Origin of the sequence: Sphingobacterium sp. (assembly GCF_032065005.1) — a bacterium.
Taxonomy (GTDB): Bacteria; Bacteroidota; Bacteroidia; order Sphingobacteriales; family Sphingobacteriaceae; genus Sphingobacterium.
In genome coordinates this window covers 287,033-311,682 of sequence record NZ_DAMBMM010000002.1, presented here as the reverse complement: position 1 = coordinate 311,682, position 24,650 = coordinate 287,033, and the positions used below count along the sequence as shown (strand labels likewise).

Here is a 24,650-nt window from a genome sequence, read left to right as displayed (position 1 = left end):
ACTTAAGTCATGAAAAAGATATTAATAGCCTTAGCAATAGCGGCAACGAGCATAACATTTTCTTCTTGTAGCAAGATGGAATTGGATTTAACCCCAGAAGATTATTTCGCAAGTGGATCTTTCTGGAAAACACCGGATCAAGTAAAAGGAGCAATGGTTGGTATCCATAGCCAATTAAGGAATGCGCAGCAAACCTTATGGAGTTTTGGAGAGTTAAGAGGTGGAACGCTGAGGGATGGGACCAGTTTTACAGGGACTGCATCCCTAAATTCGAGTTCGATCATTATCCAAGATGTGCGTGAAAGCAGTCCTGGTTTTAGCAGCTGGGCCAACCTTTATGGACAGATTTTCCAGATCAATAACTTTATATTCCAAGTGGAATCGGCAACTTACCTGTCAGATGCGGAGAAAGGATATTATTTAGGACAGGCCTATGGATTGCGTGCTTTCTATTATTTCAATCTGTTCCGAACATGGGGAAGGGTTCCCTTGGTTGCAGAAGCGAAGGTAGCCAATCAGGCACCTAGCTCAGCTGAAGAGTTATACACTGCCCGTAGTAAAACGGAAAAAGAAACCTTAGACTTTATTAAAGCGGACGTTGAAAAATCAGTTTCTAGTTTCAACAATGACTATAATACCTTAAGCCAAAAAGCGCAGTGGTCCTTGGCTGCGTCACAGATGTTGAAAACGGAGGTGTATCTATGGTCGGCCAAGGTAAAGATTGACGGGAATGCTCCGGCAAGTACTGCTCAAGATCTGCAGACTGCAAAAGCTGCGGTAGAGGCCGTAATACCAAAATTCACCCTAGTCAATGATTATGCGAATGTCTTTGCGACGGCAAGTTCAGCAGCCAATAAAGGAAATTCGGAAACCATTTTTACCTTAAGGTACCAATATGGTGAAGCGACCAGTTTCTTCAATAACTTTCTGTATGCACAGAGTGATGATATTTCAGGCTATGTAGATGATAAAGGGGAGGCCATTCCTGCAGATCCTTTGAAAATTTCCAATACGGGCATTATCCGTTATGAATACAAATATGGCCTATATCAACTGTATGAAGCAGCAGATAGCAGAGCCAATGCAACTTTCTTAAACTTTAACAAGGGCGATGTGCATGCAGTGGTACTCCGTAAATTCTTGGGTACTATTGTGGAAGGCGTACGAAGCTATTCAGATGACTATCCGATTTACCGCTTAGCCGATGCTTATCTGTTATTGGCAGAAATCAAGAATAAATTGGGGCAAGATCCGACTAATGAAATCATGTTGGTGCGAAACAGGGCTTATAAAGGTTCGGCTCCACAATTTGTTAACGGAGGGTTTGAAGCCAATGAGCTTGCCATTTTTTATGAGAGGAGCAAGGAGTTTGTTTCCGAGGGTAAGCGTTGGTATGATCTACGCCGCATGCAAGATGCCTCAGGAACGCCATTGGTTTTCCGTAAGGACCTGAATTTGGTCGGGGTGTTGGACAACAATGATTCCCAAAAACATAAAATTCTTTGGCCTATTGACCTAGGAACGCTATCAGCGGATCCGAAGTTAGAGGGAGACCAAAATCCTGGATATTCAGGAACTTAATGTTAAATTTAATATAAACCTATCCTGCCTAGCAGGATAGGCTATCTAGTTTTTAATAATTTGTATATGCTAACAAACAAAATTGAAGGATTAATTGCTGCTCCATTTACGGCATTTGATCCAAACGGTGAACTGAACCTAGACCTGATCCCTGCTTATTATCAGTCGCTTAAAAAGAATAATGTGAAAGGAGCTTTTATCTGTGGCTCGACTGGTGAGGGGGTATCCTTGACCTTTGATGAAAAAGTGCAGGTTCTGAAGGCCTGGACAGCATTGACAAAAGCAGATCCAGATTTCGCCCTGATTATGTTTTTAGGCGGTACGAATGTCAAGGAATGTAAGCAATTGGCAGTGATCTCGCAGCAAGAAGGAGCAGATGCCATTTCCTTTACTTCCCCTTATTATTTTAAACCTGCAAATGTGCAGCAATTAGCGAAATGCTGTCAAGAAATAGCAGCTGCTGCACCAAATACTGCATTTTATTATTACCATATTCCAGTGCTTACAGGTGGAAACTACAATATGATCGATCTATTGGAAGCTGTGGATAATATGATCCCAACCTTCAAAGGCATCAAATATACGCATGAAGATTTTATGGATTTCTTGTCTTGTTTGAATTATAAAAATGGGAAGTACGATATGCTTTGGGGGCGTGATGAAAACATGTTGTCTTCCTTGGTGTTAGGAACAAAAGGTGCGGTAGGTAGTACCTACAATTATGCGGCTCCATTATACAATGATCTGATAGCGGCATATAATCAGGGCAATTTTGAAGAAGCGAACAGATTGCAGCAGAAATCCATTGATATGATCCGTCTGTTAGGTAAATATGGAGGTATTGCAACTGGAAAGGCTTACATGAAATTAGTGGATCTGGATTGCGGAGAATTCCGTTTACCGATAGCCAATATGTCAAAAGAGAATTTTGAATTGTTTAAGGCTGATGTTGCGGCATTGGGCTTTGATTCATTTAAGTCAATCAATTAATGCGGATTAAGGCAATATTATCTATGGCGGTTTTAGTGGTTGGTTGCTCTGGTTCGCAGAGCAAATCTGGATTAGTATGGGAAGAAGCAAGTCATTTGCCTGCGATTTCTGGATCAAAAAATATAGGTGTCGCAGGACCAATAGCCGGTATCATTCAGGACAAACTGATTATTGCGGCTGGTGCTAATTTCCCCGATGGCTTGCCTTGGGATGGAGGAAAGAAAGTTTACCATTCTCAAGGATATATCTATTCCATTTCAGGGTCAAGCTTAAAGCTGGATACCATATTTAATCTTGAAGCAGAGATTGCCTATCCTGCCAATCTAAGTCTGCCAAATGCCATCTATATTGCTGGCGGAGAAAATGAAACCGGTCCAATTGATCAAGTTGCCAAATATGAACTATCCGAAAGTGGTAAACTGGAAAAGAAAAACTTAAAACCCTTACCAGTGGCTTTGACCAATGCCGGCTTAGCAGCAGGGAATAATGAAATCTTCTTTATTGGCGGTGAAAATGCAGAATCGGTCTCTGATCAGGTTTATTCCCTGAAATTGGATGATTCAACTGTAAATTGGAAGGAATATATGCAATTGCCCTATCCTTTGAGTCATGCTGTTGTACTTAGCAATGGTAAGGACAAGGTCTATGTCGTTGGGGGAAGGAAGAAAAACCCAAATGCCATCAGTGATATCTATGATGGGCTGTTGGAATTGGACCTAAATACCAAAAGTGTTCGTGAGCTTATTAAGCTACCTAAAGCTTTGGCTGCAGGGACCGGAGTCTATAAAGATGGGAAGATCTATGTTTTCGGAGGGGATGATGGGAGCACGTTTTCAAAGGTAGAAGCGGCTATTGCCAATATTGCCAAGGAAAATGATCCGCAGAAAAAAGAAGTAATGACTCAAGCAAAGAATAAACTTCAGGCAGGACATCCTGGATTCTCGAAAGAGAATTGGGTTTATGATCTGAAGACTGGTTCTTGGTCACAATTGGAGGGAATGGAAACTGAAAGTCCAGTAACCACTACGGCAGTTATAAAAGAAAATCTATTTTTTATTCCATCTGGGGAGGTTCGAGCGGGGGTTCGTACCGATCAGATCCTGGTTGGACAGATAAAATAAACCTATGAAAAACAGTAAAAGATATCCTTGGATCGTTGTAGGCCTGTTATGGTTTGTGGCACTCCTGAATTATATGGACCGCCAGATCTTATCAACCATGCGACCTGCAATGGCCATCGATATTTTGGAATTGGAAAGTGCTGCGGTATTTGGAAACCTGATGGCCGTATTTCTATGGATATATGGTTTTATGAGTCCTGTAGCGGGAATTGTTGCCGATAAGTGGAACCGGAAATGGTTGATCGTAGGGAGTTTGTTCGTCTGGTCGGCAGTGACCCTCGCGATGGGCTATGCCGATACTTATGAGCAATTGTATGCCTTACGCGCGATTATGGGCGTCAGTGAAGCCTTGTATATTCCGGCGGGACTTTCCTTGATTGCTGATTACCATTCGGATAAATCAAGGTCCTTAGCTGTGGGGATCCACATGACGGGTTTTTATTTTGGTCAGGCATTAGGTGGTTTTGGTGCCACCGTTGCGGCATCTTATTCCTGGCATTATACCTTTATCCTGTTTGGATTGATCGGAATCATCTATTCCGTCGTCCTTATTCTATTTTTACATGAAACGGATCATCGATCTGATGCCAAGAAGTTAGTGGAAAACAAGGTTCCCCTGTTAAAAGGGCTTTCTATGTTGTTTTCCAATATTGCTTTCTGGGTCATCCTATTATATTTTGCTGTCCCTAGTCTTCCGGGCTGGGCTACCAAGAATTGGCTACCTACCTTATTCTCGGAAAACCTGCATATCCCTATGGAAAAAGCAGGTCCCTTGGCGACCATTACCATAGCCCTTTCCTCATTCTTTGGGGTAATCCTTGGAGGAATTATTTCAGATAAATGGATTCAAAAGAATGTGCGCGGTAGGATCTATACCAGCGCCATTGGCTTGGCATTGACCATTCCAGCGGTAATATTGATTGGATATGGTCACAGTGTCTTTGCAATCGTGGCTGCAGGCTTGATGTTTGGTTTCGGTTTTGGGATGTTTGATGCCAATAATATGCCGATCCTCTGTCAGTTTGTGTCTTCGAAATACAGGGCAACGGCCTATGGGATCATGAATATGGTCGGTGTCTTTGCAGGTGCTTATATCACGAAGATTCTTGGTGCCTCTGCAGATGAAGGGCAATTGGGCAGTGACTTTGCTTTGTTGGCGGGAATTGTGTTGATCGTCTTGATCATTCAATTGGCCGTATTAAAACCGAAGGGAAATGAAGCTATCGATTAAAGTACTTTTCTTATTTGTTCTATCGTTCAACTTTCTTTTTGCCCAACAAAAGAAGAGGGTGGCCTGTATTGGTGATTCAGTGACTAAAGGCTCTAATTTAGCCAAAGGGAAAACCTATCCGGATCAATTGCAGCAGTTACTGGGCGAAGGTTATGAAGTACGCAATTTTGGGAGAAATGGTGCAACGCTACTGGAAAAAGGGCATAATCCTTATCTGAAATCAGAGGAACTGGAGGCTGCGCTAGCCTTTAAACCTGATTTGGTTGTCATTAACTTAGGCTTGAATGATACAGATCCAAGAAATTGGCCTAATTACCAAATGGACTTTCAACGGGACTATAATAAACTGATCTCTCTTTTTGAAAACGAAAATCCTAAGGTGGAAGTTTTTGTATGTGAAAATACGCCAATTTTTAGTGGACATCCTCGATTTCTTTCAGGAACTCGAGATTGGTACTGGGATATCAAGAAAGAAATAGGCGCTGTAGCGGTGATACACTTCCACAAACTCATTGATCTCTATCCGCCCTTAGCTTTTCGTATCGATCTATTTGATGATTATCTACATCCATCGGAGCAAGGTGCCGAAATTATTGCAAAGACCATTTTCGATCGAATAGTTCCCGTTAGGAATAAGCTTTCCGTACATGAAAGTATAGGTTCGCATATGGTATTGCAACGGGATCAAACTAATCGAATAAAAGGCAAAGCGAATGCTAAACAGGCTGTATTTATTGAAATGAATGGAGGAACTTACTTATCCCCTGCTAACTCCGAAGGGGAGTGGAGAATTGATATTTATGACATACCTCCTGGGGGGCCATATAAGATGAAAATCTTTACGGATCAGGATACGATATTTTTAGAAGATATTTTGTTTGGCGATGTGTTTTTAGCATCAGGACAGTCCAATATGGCTTTCCCATTAAAGGATGCCAATGGATCAAAAGAATTGATCAAGGAGGCTTCCAAACACAATAATATTCGAATTTTTAAGAACAAGGTTCTTAAGGAAACAAATAATGAAGAGTGGGATGAAGCTACTTTAAAGAAAGTAAATGATCTGGAATACTTCTCTGGGAACTGGGAGAAGCTAACAGCAGAAAATGCCGCCAACTTTTCAGCGATTGCCTACAGTTTTGCAGAAGCATTGGGAAAGGAAACGCAGGTTCCGATTGGCATCATTGAACTTGCCGTTGGCGGTTCGAATACTGAGTCTTGGATTCCGAGAAGAAGCTTGGAGGAAGATCCGCTTTTGGCGACTTATATCCATCAATGGCGTAAATCCGATTTCATCCAAGATTTCTGTAGAAATCGAGCTGAGGTTAACCTGAAGAAATCCATGGTCAAGAACCAAAGACATCCCTATGAACCGGCCTATAATTTTGAAGCTGGGTATAATAAGTGGAATGATGCCTCATTAAAGGGGATTCTATGGTATCAAGGGGAAAGTAATGCCCATAACGTTGAATTGCACGAGCACTTATTCAGGACATTAATAGCTTCTTGGAGAGAGAATTATAAGCCCTTTTTGGGTAAACGGGAAAGGTTGCCATTTTATACGGTTCAGCTTTCCAGTATAGATAGGCCCTCTTGGCCAATATTCAGGGATAGCCAAAGAAAGCTAAGCAATGAATTGAAGGATGTCTATATGGCTGTCAGTTCTGATCTAGGAGATTCCTTGGATGTACACCCTAAGGAGAAGTTAATCATTGGAAAACGATTGGCTAATCTGGTCCTTAAGCATGAATTTGGAAAGGATAATAATTCGGATAGCCCGCAACCTATTTATTCTTATGAAAATGAAGATATACATGAAATAAGGTTCAGTCATGCCAAGCAATTAAAGGTAATGGAATCAAAAGAAGTTACAGGTTTTCAGGCTAAGGATGAAGACGGAAACTTGGTAGATCTCAAGGTCGTGGAAATAAAAGGGAATTCGGTTTTCCTGGAAAATCCTAGAGGTTTAATGGAGATATATTATGGATACAAGCCTTTTTCAAGGGCAAATTTAGTGAATGAGGAAGGAGTGCCTGTTTCCACATTTTCGATTAAAAGATAAAAAAGAATGTACAATAACGAAGAGTTAACTGCATTAGCAGATTTTTATAAAGATCAATTGGTCAATGATACGGTTCCTTTTTGGTTCCCGAGGTCATTTGATCATGAGTTTGGCGGGTACCTATTGATGCGAGATCAAGATGGTTCCCTGATTGATACCGATAAGGCCGTTTGGATACAAGGTCGTGCCTGTTGGTTGCTTTCTACCCTTTATTACACGGTGGAACCTAGGGAAGAATGGTTGGAAGGCGCGCGCTTGGGCTATGAATTTTTGAAAAATAAATGTTTTGATACAGCAGGGAAAATGTATTTCCATGTGGATCAAGCAGGGAACCCAATCCGTATGCGTCGATATTTTTTCTCGGAGACTTTTGCCGTGATTGCGAGTGCTGCTTACGCAAAAGCTTCAGGTGATGAGGAAGCTGCGCAATTAGCCCGTGATCTATTTGGGATATGTTTGGAGTATGCCAGTGGCGAACGGAAAATGGAACCTAAGTTTGAGGAAACTCGACCAAGCCGCGGAATAGGAATCCCGATGATCATGTGCAATACCGCCCAGCAATTAAGGGAGACCATTGGCGACCCTCGATGTGATGATGCGATTACAAATTGGATCCAAGAGATAGAACAGTATTTTGTGAAGGATGATATCCGCTGTGTGATGGAGCAGGTAGCTCCTGATGGTAGTATCATCGATCATATTGATGGAAGGACGCTCAATCCGGGGCATGCCATTGAGGGTGCTTGGTTTATTCTCCATGAAGCTGTCCATAGAAATATGGATGAGAAATTGGTAAACTTAGGATTGCGGATGTTGGATTATATGTGGGAAAGAGGTTGGGATAAGGAATTTGGAGGTATTCTGTATTTTAGGGATGTCTATAATAAACCTGTTCAAGAATATTGGCAGGACATGAAATTTTGGTGGCCGCAGAACGAAGCTATCATTGCTACCTTATTGGCATATCTGATAACCAAGGATGAGAAATATGCTAGCATGCACAAGCAGATCCATGAATATGCCTATAGCCATTTCCATGATAAAGAACATGGGGAATGGTACGGTTATTTACATCGCGATGGGGGAATAGCTCAAACCGCTAAAGGGAACCTATTTAAGGGGCCTTTCCATTTACCTAGGCAAGAATGGTACTGTTGGTCCATTATCAATCAATTTAAGAATAAGGACAATTATGAATAAGATAGGCCATTATATTTTATTGTTATGGAGCTTTTTTGCTGTCGATAGCCTGAACGCTCAGGAGGCTTTGATTCCAATGCCTCAAAATGTGCAGTGGTCGGAAAATAAACTGGACCTGTCCAAAGGGGTTCATCTTGAAATTGGCAAATCCATTGAAAAGAATGAGTTAAGCCTGCTTAAAAATATATTAGAAAGTCAATCGATAAGCATTTCTAAGAATAAGAAATTACCTTCAATTTCATTGAAGATGGTTTTAAGTCTTGAAGGTATACAATCTGATGAGGGGTATACTCTGCATATTGATTCCAAGGGAATCCAAATCCAAGCTTTAGCTAGTAAAGGGATTTTCTATGCGCTACAGACTTTAGGACAATTGGACTTTCATGAGAGGCAAGTAGCCTTAGTGAACATCAAGGACCAACCTGCATATTCCTTTAGGGGATTTCTGTTGGATGTGGGAAGGAATTACCAACCGATGGAGATGTTGAAAGAGCAAATCGATGTGATGGCGAAGTATAAACTCAATGTTTTGCATTTCCATTTCACGGAGGATATTGCATGGCGTTTGGAAAGTAAAAAATACCCTGGTCTAGTCGCTGCAGAAAATATGACGCGCTGGGCTGGTAAATATTACACGGTTGCAGAGTTTCAGGAGTTGATCGATTACTGTCGGGAAAGGCATATTTTATTTTTACCTGAGATTGATATGCCAGGGCATTCAGCTGCATTTGAGCGTTTCTTTAAGGTCAATATGCAGAGTGAAGAAGGCATTGTATACATCAAGGAATTGCTTAAGGAGTTTGCTGATACTTTCCCAACATTAAAGCATTTGCATATAGGAGGTGATGAGGTGAAGATTAGCAACAAAGAGTTTATGCCTGAGATAACCAAATATGTGGAATCATTGGGCTTCAAAACTTATGGTTGGGATCCGGGAAGTAACCTGGAATCATCCACCGTTCGTCAAATGTGGATGGGTGGTCCTAAACCAATAGATCCTGGTTCTAAATTACAGTATTTAGATTCCAAGCATCTCTACATCAACCATATGGATCCTTTGGAAACCGTGACCACCTTATTTTTCAGAAGGTTTGCGGAGCAGGAAAAGGAAAGCTCGCAACTTCCTGGTGCTATTCTTTGTTCATGGCCAGACCGTGCCGTTGAAAAACCTGAGGATATGTTCCTGCAGAGTGCTATCTATCCAGGGATGATAACATTTGCAGAAAGAATATGGCGTGGTGCCGGAGAGCTGGGTTGGAAGGCCTTTCTTCCAAATAAAGAAACAGATTCTTTCCGTGAATTTGCTGCTTTTGAAAAAAGGTTGTTAATCCATCAATCTAAAAATTTTGCAAATCTTCCATTCCCATATCAAAGACAGACTGATATGTTCTGGGACATAATCGGGCCTTTTGATAATAGTGGCGACTTAGCGAAAGAGTTTCCTATAGAAAAGGATCCTTTTGGAGATCAATTCGCAGTTTATAAGAATCAAGTTGGCGGGACCATTGTTTTGAGACATTGGTGGGCTGATATTATTCCGGGCGTTATTGAATCGCCTAAACCTAACAGTACTTTTTATGCAAGAACAAGGATCTGGAGTGATAAAGCCGAAGAAAAGCAATTCTGGATCGGTTTTGCAAACCTTTCGCGTTCTTATGCCAGCGATTCGCCAGCAGAAGGTACATGGGATGACCTGCACAGCCAGGTTTTTGTCAATGGAATAAAAATCCCTGCTCCGAAATGGAATCATCCTGGTCAGAAAGGGGAGCTAGAGGTGCCATTGACGGATGAAGGCTACTCTTTTAGGGAACCCACTAAGATCCAGATGAAGGAAGGATGGAATGAGATATTAATCAAGTTGCCAGTCGGTGATTTTAAGGGCAAGGATTGGCAGAATCCCACAAAATGGATGTTTACTTTTATACCTTATCAATAGAAATCAATACACACTATATATGAAAAAACTATTTTTATCAGTATTTGCCGCATGCTTAATATCAGCAGTTTCAGCTCAGGAAACCGTGGTTTTCCGCTCAGGGGAGGATGGTTATGCCAGCTATAGGATTCCAGCCATTATCAAGAACAAGAATGGAGACCTGATAGCATTCTCGGAAGGTCGCGTGGACCACGCCGGAGATTATGGCAATGTGGATATCGTTTATAAGATCAGTCAGGACCAAGGAAAGACTTGGGGGAAACTGAACGTTGCAGCTGATTATGATAAGCTTCAGGCTGGAAATGTAGCACCGGTGCTCGATATGACAGATCCAGCTTATCCAGCTGGAAGGATATTTCTTTTTTATAATACAGGAAACAACCACGAAGGCGAAGTGAGGAAAGGCAAAGGCTTGCGTGAAGTATGGTACATCACTTCTACGGATGGTGCAAAAACCTGGTCTGAACCCGTGAATATCACGACCCAGACCCATAGACCAAATCAGCCACAGGTTAATTCCGCCTATACCTTTACAGAAGACTGGAGAACTTATGCCAATACGCCTGGACATGGATTTCAGTTTGTGTCAGGCCCAAATAAGGGAAGGATTTACATTGCTGCCAACCACAGTGCTGGAGATCCAAGTGCGCAGGGTAAGGACTGGAATGCACATGCTTTCTATTCGGATGACCATGGAAAGACCTTTAAGTTGAGCCAGAATGTGCCTTATCCAGGTACTAATGAGTCTACCGCTGCTCAGGTTGGAGATAATGAAGTATATATGAGCTCTAGAAACCAGCAGTTGAATCCAAAGCAACGTGTCATTTCTGTTTCCAATGATGGTGGTGAAACCTGGCAGAGTTCTGCTCCAGATCCTAACCTTCCGGATCCGATCAACCAAGGTTCGGTATTGTCTTGGAAGAAAGGAAAGAATTTTGTGCTGGCTCATATCAATCCAGCGGATGAAATGAATAGGGATAACCTGACCTTGAGGCTTTCAAAGGATAAAGGGAAGACCTGGTATTTTACAAAACTGATTGCTAAGGCGCCTGAAGGTTATAAAGGAGCCTATTCAGCCTATTCGGACATCGTCCTGATGAAACCTAAATTGGTCGGTATTCTGTATGAAAAAGACAATTATAAAGACATTGTCTTCCTAACGGAAAAGATTAAATAAAGGAAAACCCTAAGCCCATAAAGCTTAGGGTTTTCTTTTTTTATTCCCTTAATTCTCAGAAAATTCCTGTAAATTGAACTTTATCTACTTGTTTAACCTGTTTAAACTCAATCAAATTATGTTTCTGAAAAGTGTGGTCTATATAAAAACATTGATCAGTGTGCCTACGGTTCGCAATTCAATGCTCATGTCTGTTTTATTACTTTCAGCTTCTGTTCTTGATTCTTGTGCAAGGAAAAACTCGGTGGTTACAGGCCATAAAAATGACACCTATCAGAATCCGGTATTTGAACCTGTGCTCGCTGACCCCACGGTAATCCAAGATCCTAAAACGAAACTATTCTATGCTTATGGCACCCAAGATAATTGGGATGATGGTAAGGGTTCTCGTCTTGTTCCCATCTTGGAGTCCAAGGATATGGTGAACTGGTCCTATGTAGGGCCGGCTTTTGACACTAAACCTAATTGGAAAGAGGCCGGTGGTATTTGGGCTCCAGATATCAATGTTGTAGATGGAAAGTATTACCTCTATTACTCCTTTTCAACTTGGGGCGATAAGAACCCCGGTCTTGGGTTGGCTATTTCGGATTCTCCAAAAGGGCCTTTTATAGATCAAGGGAAATTGCTTGATTCTGAATCTGCCAATGTGCCTAATTCCATTGACCCCTTTTTTATGGAGGATAATGGCAAGAAATATATATTCTGGGGAAGTTTTTCCGATAGTCCTGAACAGGGCACTTTTGCGCTGGAGCTAACCCCTGATGGCAAAAAGGTGTTAAATGGGCAAAAGCATAAAATAGCTGCCGGTGACTATGAAGCAGTGACCATCTATAAGAAAGATGGCTATTTCTATTTCTTGGGTTCTAAGGGTAGTTGCTGTGAGGGCGCAAATAGTAAATATCATGTGCTGACGGCAAGATCCAAGAGTTTGTTGGGACCCTACCTCGACAAAGATGGACGCGATATCAAGGAAAGAAATCATGGCAGCCTAATCTTGGAAGGCTCAGATTCCATAGTTGGCCCTGGGCATACTTCAGGGATCATCAAAGATGCTAAAGGAATGGACTGGATTTTCTACCATGCGATTGATAAGAACAATGGAAAGTTGGGGAATGGAACAAGCAGAAGGATGTTGATGTTGGACCCGCTGAACTGGAAAGATGGGTGGCCATTGATCGGTACAGGGAAACCAGAAAGAAATAAAACTCAAAAACCTATTATTTAATTCTTAGAGATGAACATACGATTATTGCTATTAGGATTGTCATTCCTGTTGTGCCTGCAAGGTAAGGCCCAGGAATTACCAGGAAATCCACTGTCAGTTGCTTTAGGGGATCCTTATATCATCTTTGATGAGCAGAGCGACCTTTATTATTTATATGGAACAGGGGGCACAAAGAACGGTTTTGTGGTTTATTCTTCCAAAGACCTGAAGGATTGGAAAAACGAAGGTGTAATCTACAATAACCAACAGGAAAAATCATGGGGCACCAAAGACTTTTGGGCTCCGGAGGTTTATAAGTGGGATGATAAGTTCTATTTATTCTACAGTGCGCATTGGAAGGAAAACCCAAATAACGAACTTGAAAACTATAAAATCGGCGTTGCGGTATCGGATAAACCAACCGGGCCTTTTGTGGATATAGAATCGCATCCGCTTTTTGATCCTGGCTATCCCATTATTGATGCCAATGTCTATGTAGCGGATGATGGCAAGAAATATCTCTATTATTCCAGATGTTGTTACAAACATCCCGTGGAATCAGATATTGCAGATTGGGCAAAAAAGAATGGCATATATGATGAGATTGAGGAAAGTTGGGTTTACGGAATTGAGTTGAAACCAGATTTGAGTGGGGTAATCGGTAAACCTCGTCTTTTGTTGAAGCCACCTGTGAAAATGGATGATAAGCAGGCAGAATGGGAAAGCCGTTCTGTGCATAATAAGGAAATCAATCGCCGTTGGACCGAAGGGTCCTATCTGTTCAAGCATAATGGTCTTTTTTATATGATGTATTCTGCGAATCATTATGCAGGTCCATATTATGCCGTGGGGTATGCAACATCAGAAAGTCCTTTAGGACCGTTTGTGAAATCGGAGTTTAATCCGGTATTGGAAAAGAACAGCGAAAAGGGAGGTGATGTGACAGGTACGGGTCATAATTCTGTGTTTGTAGGGAAGGACGGCAAAATGTACTGTGTCTACCATGGCAGGACCACCAAAACCGGAAATGACAGGGTTGTTTTTATTGATCCAATAGAAATAGATTCCAAGGGTGTGTTAAAAGTACACGGACCCACTACAATTAATTGATGGAATTTGTATCTTAGGAAAACTAATTTAAGTGCAACCTATGCCCAACTTTGCTATAAATGATGTTCCTCACAGGCGTTTGAACCTGTTGACAGGCGAAAGTATCCTTGTTTCTCCCCATCGCAGTAAACGACCGTGGCAGGGGCAAGTGGAAGATTTACCTGCCGACAGTAGGCCTGAATATGACCCAAATTGTTACCTCTGCCCAAGAAATTCAAGAGCTGATGGAAGTGTAAATCCAGATTACAAAGAGAGTTTTGTGTTCGTGAATGACTTTTCTGCATTATTGAAAGATTCAGAGGAAGGGGAGATGAATGAGGAAGGCCTTTTGGTAGCTGAAACGGAAAGGGGAATATGCAAAGTGATCGCTTTTACGCCGCAGCATGACTTGACCTTACCCGAAATGGATATCCCTGCAATCAGGAAGGTAGTCGATGTGTGGCAAAGTGAATTTGCTTCTTTGGCAGCAAACGATTGGATTAAATACATACAGATCTTTGAAAATAAGGGTTCCATCATGGGCTGTAGCAACCCGCATCCGCATGGACAGATTTGGGCCGAGAGTAAACTTCCCATGGAAATCCAAAAAGAAGAGAAGCAACAAAAGGAATATTTCGAAAAAAATGGTCATTCCTTGCTTTCTGATTACCTCGCCTTGGAACTCAAGAAAAAGGAAAGGATCATTGTTGATAATGATCATTTCGTAGCCTTAGTGCCTTTTTGGGCAGCTTGGCCATTTGAAACCTTGGTCATCAGCAAAAGACAGGTAAAGGACATCAGGGAATTTACCGATGATGAAAAAACCGACCTCGCCAAGACCCTACAAGAACTAACTATCCGTTACGATAATATCTTTTCCACTTCTTTTCCATATTCTGCAGGCATGCATCAAGCTCCTGTAAATAGTGGCAATCAAGATTTTTGGCATTGGCATATGCATTTTTACCCGCCTTTGTTGCGTTCGGCAACAGTAAAGAAATTCATGGTCGGATATGAAATGTTAGCCAATCCACAACGCGATATTACAGCTGAAAAAGCAGCAGAAATAATCAGAAATCAATCCACAGTACATTATAAATCGAATACCAAATGATTGACAGAGACCAAATTAGTGCTAGGTTTAAGGAATTGTATGGAACAGAGCCTACATTAGTTTCGAAATCCCCAGGAAGGATCAATATCATCGGGGAACATACCGACTACAACGAAGGCTTTGTCCTTCCAACTGCCATTGACAAAGCTGTCTATGTGGCGCTTTCCAGACGGGAAGATTCGGAGATTCATCTATACGCTGAAGACTTTAAAGAGAGCTATACCGTTGAATTAGACAAGGTAGCTCCCTCAGATAAAGGTTGGCCTAATTATATTTTAGGCGTGGTCAATCAGTTAAAATCAAGAGGATTGGAACTTTCAGGTTTTAACCTTTATATCGATGGGGATATCCCTGTAGGAGCAGGTTTGTCCTCATCTGCTGCCGTTGAATGTGCAACAGGTTATGGATTGAATAAATTGTTCGGTCTAGGCTTGGATAAAGTCAGCATTGCTAAGATCGGTCAACTCGCCGAGCATACCTATGCTGGCGTAAAGTGTGGAATCATGGATCAATTTGCCTCGGTACTCAGCAAAGCAAACCATGTAGTTCGTCTTGACTGTCGGGATCTCAGTTATACCTATGTCCCTTTGGAATTGGGTGAGTATGAAATCGTATTGTTAAATACCAATGTGAAGCATTCTCTGGCCTCCTCTGCATATAATGATAGAAGGTATTCCTGTGAGCATGCTGTTACCTTGGTCCAAAAGAAACATGCTGATGTGAAGAGCTTAAGAGATGTTGATATAGCCATGTTGGATGAATTGGTCAAGCCGTTTGATCTGGATAGTTATATCAAGGCAAAGTTTGTAGTAGAAGAAAATGAAAGGCTAGCGAAAGCCTGTGCAGCCATGGAAAATGGTGATATCGTAGAAATGGGCAGGCAGATGTTCCGTGCGCATGAAGGTTTGAGCAAGGAATATGAAGTAAGCTGTAAAGAATTGGACTTTCTAGTGGAGAAAGCGAAGGACTTCCCTGAAGTACTTGGAGCGAGAATGATGGGAGGAGGATTCGGTGGCTGTACGATCAATATCGTCAAAAAAGGATTTGGACAGCAGCTCGTTGATGCGCTTGCACCGGCCTATAAAAAAGAGTTTAACCTTGAGCTGACACCTATTTTCGTAAAAACCGATAATGGCTCAGAATTAGTATATTAGAATCAATTATAAACAGAAAATGAAAAGATCAATCCTCAGACTTATGCTTGCGTGCGGCCTATTTACGGCTGTGGCATGTCAGCAAAATAGTAAGCAACAAAGCAGTCAGTCCGCTGATTCCAGCAGCAATGCCGTTGCAACCTTAGACTCCAGTTCTTTCACGGAAAATATCGATGGGAAAGAAGCCAAGCTTTACATGCTAAAGAATGCTTCCGGCGCCAAGGCTTATTTTACGAACTTTGGGGCTAGGATTGTTTCTCTACAGGTTCCGGATAAGAATGGAACGCTGACTGATGTGGTATTGGGATTCAATAAAGCTTCTGATTATAACAACCCTAAAGAACCGTTTTTCGGACCTATCGTTGGACCATTCGGCAACCGTATTGCCAAAGGTAAGTTTACCCTAGATGGGGAGACCTTTACCCTTCCGACCAATAATGGTGCTAATACCCTTCATGGTGGATTAAAAGGAGTTCATTTTGCAAATTGGGAGGTGAAATCTGCCAATGATAAAGCCATTACCTTTGCATATACCCTTCCAGATAAACAAGAAGGTTTTCCTGGTCCAATCCATATCGAGGTGACCTATAGCCTTTCTGACAACAATGAATTGGCCATCGCTTACAAAGCAACCGCTGACAAGAAAACAGTCGTGAACTTTACTAACCATGCTTATTTCAATCTAAACGGTGAAGGTAGTGGAACCATTACGGAACATACCTTAAAGCTATATGCAGATAAATTTACGCCAGTAGATAGCACCTTGATCCCAACTGGAGAGTTGAAGGATGTGAAAGGTACTCCATTCGATTTTACAGTCTCCAAAACTATCGGTAAGGATATCCAACAAGAGGATGAGCAATTGAAATTCGGAAAAGGATATGACCATAATTGGGTGCTTAGCGGAACTAAAGTGGATGGATTAAACCATGCTGCCACACTTAGTGGAGATAAAACAGGGATCGTGATGGATGTGTATACCGAAGAGCCGGGAATTCAGTTCTACAGCGGTAACTTTATGGCAGATAATGTAACCCTTAAAAATGGTGTTAAGGATAGCTTTCGTACTGGTTTATGCTTGGAAACACAACATTTCCCAGATTCCCCAAACCAACCGAACTTTCCTTCAACAACCTTGAAGCCAGGAGATACCTATACAAGCAAATCTATTTATAAGTTTACGACTAATTAATATCAATGGAAACCAAAGACTATATTGTATTCCTGTGTTACTTCATCATTGTTGCAGGATATGGACTTTACATTTATTATAAGAAGAAATCAGCCTCTGGAGACTCCAAGGACTACTTCCTAGCCGAAGGATCTTTGACCTGGTGGGCAATTGGAGCCTCCCTGATCGCGTCCAACATCTCCGCAGAGCAATTCATCGGGATGAGTGGTTCGGGCTTTAAGATCGGTCTTGCCATTGCTACCTATGAGTGGATGGCAGCGGTGACTTTAGTGGTTGTCGCAATCTTCTTTCTTCCGGTCTATCTCAAGAACAAGATCTTTACGATGCCGCAGTTCTTGAATCAGCGGTATAATGGCACTGTCGCCATGATCATGGCTGTTTTCTGGTTGCTATTGTATATCGTGGTCAACTTGACCTCTATCTTATTCTTAGGTGCATTGGCCGTGTCCAGTATATCAGGAATAGATTTCCAGGCCTGTATGATCGGGTTAGCAATTTTCGCTATTTTCATCACGCTAGGGGGAATGAAAGTAATTGGATATACAGATGTTATCCAGGTATTGTTCCTGATCTTAGGTGGATTGGCGACGACTTACCTTGCCTTAAACTTGGTGTCTGACCATTTCGGTGGTGGAGGCGTTTTAGATGGACTGGGAATCGTCCATAACAAAGCCCAAGACCATTTCCATATGATCCTAAAACCAGATAATCCGAATTACATCGACCTTCCTGGTCTTTCCGTTCTGATTGGTGGTATGTGGATAATCAACCTTAATTACTGGGGCTGTAACCAATACATCACACAACGTGCATTAGGAGCGGATCTTCCAACAGCAAGAAACGGTCTGTTATTCGCTGCAGGATTAAAGTTATTGATGCCTTTGATCGTTGTATTGCCAGGTATTGCTGCTTTTGTACTTTACAATGATGGTCTATTCCAACAAGAAATGTTAGCTGGTGGAGAACTGAACCCAGATAGAGCCTATCCGGTGCTATTGAATCTATTGCCAACAGGATTGAAGGGCTTGTCATTTGCGGCCTTGACTGCAGCGGTTGTAGCCTCATTGGCTGGAAAAGCAAACTCTGTGGCAACAATCTTTACCTTGGATATCTATAAAAAGATCTTCGACAAAGATGCTTCTGAAAGGAAATTAGTAAATGTAGGTAAGATTACTATTGTGGTATCCATGATCTTGGCCATCTTTATCGCTCCTTATTTAGGAATTGATAAAAAAGGTGGATTCCAATACATCCAGGAATATACCGGATTTGTTTCTCCGGGGGTATTTGCCATGTTCCTTTTAGGGTTTTTCTGGAAGAAAACGACTTCAAATGCGGCACTATTTGCAACCATCGTTGGTTTCTTGCTGTCGATCGTATTGAAATTCCTTCCAGGTTATATGGATCTTTCATTCTTGGCATCAACAGGATTTGCAATCCCTGTGGATGGCGTTTATGAAATCCCATTCATCGATAGAATTGGTTTCGTATTCATATTCTGTCTTATCGGGATGTACATTATCTCTATGTACGAGCACAAAAAAGGCGTGGTTACACATGGCCTTGAGATTGATGCTACCATGTTCAAAACAAAAACAGGCTTTGCAGTAGGTGCCTTGATTGTTATCGGTATCACCGCTGCGCTTTATACCATATTCTGGTAATAACCAAAGCTAGGAGAGGTATTTTCCTCTTCTAGCTTTTTTCATAATTAACCCAACCCTACCATTATGAGAAGCTTTCTGATTTGTTCAGCGGGACTGTTGTTTTCCGCGAGCCTTTGGGCCCAAAGCCCTTCACAAAAGATTTATCCGATTAATTTTTCGAAGGTTGCCATAGAGGATAACTTCTGGTCGCCCCAATTGGAAAAGGTCGCCAATGCTACTATAGATGCCTGTGTAACCTATACCGAGGACAAAACGGGACGAATCCGGAATTTTGAGAAGGTGGCTCAGGGTTCTGGCAAGCATGAGGGAATCTATTATGATGATTCTGATGTGTATAAAGCGATCGAAGCCATCGCCTATTCCTTGAAGAACTATCCGGATAAAGAATTAGAAGCCAATACAGATGTATGGATCGATAAAATAGCCGCAGCTCAACAGCCTGACGGATATTTAAACACCTATTACACCCTAAATGGCCTTCAGGATCGCTGGAAAGATATGGAAAGGCATGAGGATTATTGTGCTGGTCATCTCATCGAAGCGGGCATAGCCTATTATAATACAACTGGTAAGGATAAATTGCTGAAGGTAGCAACAAAGTTTGCAGACCATATCGACAATTATTTCCGTATTCCCAATAAGCCATGGGTATCCGGTCATGAGGGAATTGAATTGGCCTTGATGAAATTATATCATCATACCAATGAGAAGCGTTATTTGCAATTGGCAGACTGGTTTGTTGAACAGAGAGGGAGGGGACATGGTGTGGGTAAGATCTGGGATGAATGGAAAGACCCTGAATATGCGCAGGATGATATTCCGGTTCGCGATCAAAGAAAAATAACGGGTCATGCCGTACGAGCCATGTATTTATATACAGGGGTTGCGGATATAGCTTCTGAAACAAAGGATGCAGGTTATGTCAAGACCATGGATGCCATTTGGGATGACGTAGTCAACAAGCATTATTATATCACCGGCGGGATTGGAGCTCAAGGTTCCAATGAAGGGTTTGGAAAACCCTATGACCTTCCAAATGAATCCGCCTACTGCGAAACCTGTGCATCCGTAGGGATGGTTTTCTGGAACCAGCGGATGAACATGCTTTCTGCACAGGCAAAATACATCGATGTACTGGAAAGGACGCTGTACAATGCCGCTATCGATGGCATCAGCCTTTCTGGCAATCGCTTCTTCTATGGAAATCCATTGGCTTCCGATGGAAATTACGAACGTAGCGAATGGTTCGGAACCGCCTGCTGTCCATCCAATATCGCAAGGTTGGTATCTTCCTTAGGTTCCTATATCTACAGTCGCTCGGCAACAGACCTCTATGTCAATCTATTCGTTGGCAGTGAAACAACGGTAGACCTAAATAAAAACGAGGTCTTTGTGAAACAGACAGGCAATTATCCTTGGAACGGACAGGTCAGTATAGAGGTAAGTCCTAAGAAAGCGAAGGATTTTGCCGTCTTTGTTCGCATTCCAGGCTGGTTAAAAGAACCCGTTCCAAGTTCATTATATCATTATAAAAACAGCAAAACCAACAATTACACGGTAACTGTCAATGGAAAGCCCGTAAATGCAGCTGTGGAAGATGGATATTTAAAGATCGATAGAAAGTGGAAAAAGGGGGATAAGATTGATATGCAACTGAACATGGAGGTGCAACGCATCGTGTCTTCCGATGAATTGAAGCAGAACCAGAACCGTATTGCCCTACAATATGGTCCTATTGTATATGCCGTGGAAGATGTGGATAATCCGAACGCAAAGAATGGACTGTTCATTCCAGAGAATACCCAGTTTCAAGTGAGCTACAAACCTGATTTATTGGGCGGGACTAATGTTATCCAGTTCAAAGCCCCTGTTGTAGCAATTGATCAGGCAAGCCATCAGGTATTACAACAAGAGAAAGAAATTACGGCAATCCCTTACTTCCTTTGGAACAACAGGGGTAAGAGTGCCATGCAGGTCTGGATACCTGAAAAATTAACATCCGTAAGGATCGACTAAAATAGAAGAAGCGGGTTTTGCCCGCTTCTTCTATTTGATATCCTCGAGAGCATGTTCAAAATCTGCAATCAGATCATCGATATGTTCGATTCCTACAGAAATCCGAAGCATGCCATTGCTTATTCCGGAAACTGATTTTTGTGTTTTATCATGATGTGAACCCCACATGCTGGCTGGGTGGACCACCAAGGATTCTACACCGCCCAAACTGGCTGCATTGGCAAACACCTCCAATTTGTTTATTGCTGATTGCGCATTTTTATAGGCCTCGTCCTCATTAGCTCCCACAACTTCTATACAGAGCATGCCCGTTCCACCGCGCATCTGTTTTTTGACCAAATCATACTGGGGATGTGAAGGAAGCCCCACATATCCGGTATGTTTTACGGCAGGGTGTTTTTCAAAGTATTCCGCCAATGCCAAGGCATTGCTATTTATCTGTTTTACGCGCATGGATAGTGTCTTAAGACCTCTCAAGAGCAACCAAGAGTCAAAAGGACTCAGGGATCCGCCTAGCATCAAGGACCTTTTCCAGACCCTTTCAATAAAGGATTTGCTTCCACAGACCACTCCTGCAGTAAGGTCACTATGTCCTCCCAAATATTTGGTCGCTGAATGAACCACGACATCAATTCCAAACTCCGTAGGCGTTTGATTGATAGGTGAGGCAAAGGTATTGTCAGCCATCGTGGTCAGCTGATGCTTCTTCCCTAGATCAGCGATAAACTTCAGATCGGTGACATCCAAGTTCGGATTCGAAGGCGTTTCAACATAGATCAACTTGGTGTTTGCTTTTATTGCCTTTTCAAAGGCTGTATTGTCTTTCTGGTCCACATGGGTTACTTCCACCCCGTATTCGGTCAAGAAGTCCTTAAAAAAGAGCATAGCTCCAGAATAAAGAGAGTTTTGGGTCACCACATGATCGCCGGCCTTGACTACCGATAATATGGCAGTGCTGATAGCCGCCATCCCTGTTGCCAAAACCAAGGCATCTTCCGTCTTCTCCAAACTTGCCACAATTGCTGCTGCTTGGGAGTTGGTTGGATTGCCATGTCGATGATAAAAATTAGGGTTCTTAGTTTCTGTAGCAGAAATGATATAATTCTTCAAATCTTCATCTGCAAAATAGGTAGATGTCTGATAAATGGGTGTTACAACAGCTTTACTGCTGTTAAATTCCTGGCCTTTATGGATGAGGTCGGTTTCTAAATGAGCCATAGTAGGTTGGGTTTAAAAAATAAAGGACTGAAAATTAAAAAAATAACTTGTAAATACTTAATTTCAGCAACGAATTATTTTAAATTATTAAATCCTAATTAACCTCAAATACTATGAAAAAAATACTGGCCATCCTGGCTTGTTTTATTTCCACACTTTCTTTTGCGCAAATCAAATCTCCCGCCGAATACCTAGGCTATCAAGTGGGAACAAAAGTGACGCCGCATTGGAAGGTTTTGGAATACTATCAGTATGTGGCAGATCAAGTTCCAAATCAAGTAAAAGTGGAATCTTATGGTGAAACACCTGAAGGTAGACCTTTAAAGGTTTTTTATATTTCCTCTGCCCAAAACATCGGAAATCTTGAAAATATCCGAACAAACAACCTCAAGCTTGCCCATGCCATCCAAGGCGAAGGCAGCAGTAGTTCCCCAGCCATTGTCTGGATCAGCAATAACATCCATGGCAATGAAACTTCATCGATCGAAGCATCCATGATGACCCTGTTTGAATTGGTAAATCCCAAAAACAGCAAGACCAAAGGTTGGTTAGATAATACCTTGGTCATCATAGATCCATGTTTGAACCCTGACGGTACTGAACGATATAACAATTGGTACAATGGCACCGTAGGCATCAAGTACAATCCTGAAATCTTTGCTAGAGAGCATCGCGAACCATGGCCAGGCGGTCGATATAATCATTATTATTTCGATATGAACCGCGACTGGGCATGGCAAACACAAAAGGAAAGTACATTCCGTGCGGCGATCTACAATAAATGGTTGCCACATATCCATGCCGATTTCCATGAGCAGGGAATTAACTCTCCGTATTATTTCCCGCCAGCTGCAGAACCTTTCCATGAGGTGATTACGCCTTGGCAACGTGAGTTTCAAACGACCATTGGTAAACATAATGCGAAGTATTTTGATTCCAAAGGTTGGTTATACTTCACTAAGGAACGTTTTGACTTGTTTTACCCTTCCTACGGTGATACCTATCCCATCTATTCCGGAGCTATCGGTATGACCTTTGAAAAAGCTGGTAATGGATCTGCAGGGTTGGGAGTCTATACCGATGAAAAGGATACCCTGACTTTGGTGGACCGAGCTATCCAACATCATGCGTCAGGGATGAACATCGTGGAAGTGGTTTCCCAGAATGCTGCAAAGGTCGTTTCTGAATTCAAGAAATTCGGAGATGATGCCGCTGCAGGTAAACTGTCTTCATATCAAACCTATGTAATCAAGTATGATGCTTCCCGAGATAAGACCATGCGTGCCTTAATTGAACTTTTAGACAAGAATAAAATCAATTATTATTCTTCCTCTGGTTCTGTAAAAGGCTTTGATTACTTCAGCAAAAAAGAACAGAACCATAGCCTGAACGAAAAGGACCTGGTTATCCCTGGCAATCAATCCAAAGCGGCATTGATACGCGTGCTGTTTGAACCTGAAGCGAAATTGACGGATTCCATCACCTACGATATTACCGCCTGGTCCTTACCTTATGTCTATGGCCTACCAGCTATGGCATCTCAGGCAAAAATAAGCAACCTTAATCCGTATCAACTGGAAACCATCAGCAATAGCGTGGGTTCCAATTTTGGTTATGCGGTAAAATGGGATGGCTTCTCGTCTGCCAAATTATTGGCGGCATTATTACGCCATAAGATCACGGTTAAAGTTTCCGATCAGAGCTTCAAGATTGGTTCCGATGAATTTCCAAAAGGATCACTTTTGGTTATGAAAAATGGCAATAAACAGGTGAATGTAGAAAAGATCCTGAAGGAAGAAGCAGATAAGTTACAAGTGAGGATGTATGTTATCCAATCTGGAATCGTAGAAGGCGGAAAAGATTTGGGAAGTTCCGATGTGAAGACCATCAAGGCTCCGAAGGTGATGATGATGGCAGGTGAAGGCCTTAGAGCGACCAATGTGGGCGAGGTATGGCATTTCTTCGATCAACAATTACAGTATCCAATAATCCTGATCAATCCTACTGATTTTGCAAGAGTAGATTGGGATGAAATCGATGTCTTCATTATGCCGAATGGCAATTATTCTTTCCTGAAGGATAAAGCACAGAGCGAGGAATTTGCAAGCTGGATCAGAAAAGGTGGAAAGGTCATTGCATTGGAAAGTGCCGTAAGTCAATTGGCAGCCCAACCATGGTCTGAATTGAAAACGGTAAAACAAGATACTGCTGCAAAAGCAAAACCTAGCCCATTGAAGAAATATGGAGACCGTGAAAGAGGTGCAATGGAAAACTATACCTCTGGAGCCATATTCAAATTGACTTTTGATAACTCGCACCCTTTGATGTTCGGAATTAAAGATTACTTCACCCTGAAACAGGATGACAATCTATTTCAATATTTTGAACAGGGCAAAGGTTGGAATGTGGGCTATATCACTGAAAACTCTAAGATGAGCGGCTTTGTCGGTCATAACCTCAGTAAGAAGCTTAAGAATGGAATGGTCTTCGCGACCCAGAACCTTGGTAGAGGTTCTGTCATCTATTTGACGGACAATGTATTATTCCGTAACTTTTGGGAAAGCGGAAAACTGATCATGGCCAATGCAACCTTCCTAACGGTTGAGTAAAAAATACCCAATGTCGGGGATTGTATCATGTCCTAATGTGCTTTACTTTTGGGTAACAACATTAGGACATTTTATGTATTCGCATTCAA

The 24,650-nt window shown here is 42.0% G+C and carries 17 protein-coding genes; 16 read left to right on the top strand and 1 reads right to left on the bottom strand.

Going from position 1 to position 24,650, the window contains the following annotated elements:
• The first annotated feature begins 9 nt into the window (after nt 1-9).
• The 15 genes from RT138_RS04045 to RT138_RS03975 all read left to right on the top strand — a co-directional run bounded on the left by RT138_RS04045 (nt 10) and on the right by RT138_RS03975 (nt 20,734).
• Nucleotides 10-1,581 (top strand): RagB/SusD family nutrient uptake outer membrane protein, encoded by a 1,572-nt coding sequence (locus tag RT138_RS04045; protein WP_313189643.1) that lies wholly within the window; start codon nt 10-12, stop codon nt 1,579-1,581.
• A 66-nt stretch (nt 1,582-1,647) separates the two neighbouring features.
• A complete protein-coding gene (locus RT138_RS04040; protein ID WP_313189642.1) occupies nt 1,648-2,571 on the top strand; it encodes a dihydrodipicolinate synthase family protein in 924 nt (307 codons plus the stop codon).
• The gene (locus tag RT138_RS04035) at nt 2,571-3,692 is read left to right on the top strand and encodes a hypothetical protein (RefSeq protein WP_313189641.1); all 1,122 of its coding nucleotides are present in this window, start codon (nt 2,571-2,573) and stop codon (nt 3,690-3,692) included. Before RT138_RS04040 ends, RT138_RS04035 begins: the two co-directional genes overlap by 1 nt.
• A 4-nt stretch (nt 3,693-3,696) precedes the next feature.
• Nucleotides 3,697-4,923, top strand: a complete 1,227-nt coding sequence (locus tag RT138_RS04030) for an MFS transporter (protein ID WP_313189640.1) — start codon at nt 3,697-3,699, stop codon at nt 4,921-4,923.
• Nucleotides 4,907-6,985: a GDSL-type esterase/lipase family protein gene (locus RT138_RS04025; protein ID WP_313189639.1), complete on the top strand. Its 2,079-nt coding sequence runs from the start codon at nt 4,907-4,909 to the stop codon at nt 6,983-6,985. Before RT138_RS04030 ends, RT138_RS04025 begins: the two co-directional genes overlap by 17 nt.
• Before the next feature lie 6 nt (nt 6,986-6,991).
• The gene (locus RT138_RS04020; RefSeq protein WP_313189638.1) at nt 6,992-8,185 is read left to right on the top strand and encodes an AGE family epimerase/isomerase; all 1,194 of its coding nucleotides are present in this window, start codon (nt 6,992-6,994) and stop codon (nt 8,183-8,185) included.
• Entirely contained in the window at nt 8,178-10,121 is a 1,944-nt protein-coding gene (locus RT138_RS04015) for a family 20 glycosylhydrolase (RefSeq protein WP_313189637.1), read from the top strand. Before RT138_RS04020 ends, RT138_RS04015 begins: the two co-directional genes overlap by 8 nt.
• Before the next feature lie 19 nt (nt 10,122-10,140).
• Nucleotides 10,141-11,298, top strand: a complete 1,158-nt coding sequence (locus RT138_RS04010; RefSeq protein WP_313189636.1) for a sialidase family protein — start codon at nt 10,141-10,143, stop codon at nt 11,296-11,298.
• Between the two features lie 118 nt (nt 11,299-11,416).
• Nucleotides 11,417-12,523: a family 43 glycosylhydrolase gene (locus RT138_RS04005; protein ID WP_313189635.1), complete on the top strand. Its 1,107-nt coding sequence runs from the start codon at nt 11,417-11,419 to the stop codon at nt 12,521-12,523.
• A 9-nt stretch (nt 12,524-12,532) separates the two neighbouring features.
• Nucleotides 12,533-13,612, top strand: coding sequence for a glycoside hydrolase family 43 protein (locus RT138_RS04000; RefSeq protein ID WP_313189634.1), 1,080 nt, complete (start codon nt 12,533-12,535; stop codon nt 13,610-13,612).
• 40 nt (nt 13,613-13,652) lie between these two features.
• The gene (locus RT138_RS03995) at nt 13,653-14,705 is read left to right on the top strand and encodes a UDP-glucose--hexose-1-phosphate uridylyltransferase (protein ID WP_313189633.1); all 1,053 of its coding nucleotides are present in this window, start codon (nt 13,653-13,655) and stop codon (nt 14,703-14,705) included.
• Nucleotides 14,702-15,859 carry a galactokinase gene (gene galK / locus RT138_RS03990; protein WP_313189632.1) on the top strand — a complete coding sequence of 386 codons (1,158 nt, stop codon included), beginning with the start codon at nt 14,702-14,704 and terminating at the stop codon, nt 15,857-15,859. The genes RT138_RS03995 and galK overlap by 4 nt, the downstream gene beginning before the upstream one ends.
• A gap of 19 nt (nt 15,860-15,878) precedes the next feature.
• A complete protein-coding gene (locus RT138_RS03985) occupies nt 15,879-17,051 on the top strand; it encodes an aldose epimerase family protein (RefSeq protein WP_313189631.1) in 1,173 nt (390 codons plus the stop codon).
• Between the two features lie 5 nt (nt 17,052-17,056).
• Nucleotides 17,057-18,715, top strand: a complete 1,659-nt coding sequence (locus tag RT138_RS03980; RefSeq protein WP_313189630.1) for a sodium/sugar symporter — start codon at nt 17,057-17,059, stop codon at nt 18,713-18,715.
• Between the two features lie 66 nt (nt 18,716-18,781).
• Nucleotides 18,782-20,734, top strand: a complete 1,953-nt coding sequence (locus tag RT138_RS03975; protein WP_313189629.1) for a beta-L-arabinofuranosidase domain-containing protein — start codon at nt 18,782-18,784, stop codon at nt 20,732-20,734.
• A 30-nt stretch (nt 20,735-20,764) separates the two neighbouring features.
• On the opposite strand, the gene RT138_RS03970 is transcribed toward RT138_RS03975, so the two are convergent.
• Nucleotides 20,765-21,952, bottom strand: coding sequence for an aminotransferase class I/II-fold pyridoxal phosphate-dependent enzyme (locus RT138_RS03970; RefSeq protein ID WP_313189628.1), 1,188 nt, complete (start codon nt 21,950-21,952; stop codon nt 20,765-20,767).
• A 113-nt stretch (nt 21,953-22,065) separates the two neighbouring features.
• Between RT138_RS03970 and RT138_RS03965 the strand changes: the two genes are divergently transcribed.
• A complete protein-coding gene (locus RT138_RS03965; RefSeq protein ID WP_313189627.1) occupies nt 22,066-24,561 on the top strand; it encodes a M14 family metallopeptidase in 2,496 nt (831 codons plus the stop codon).
• Nucleotides 24,562-24,650: the final 89 nt, after the last annotated feature.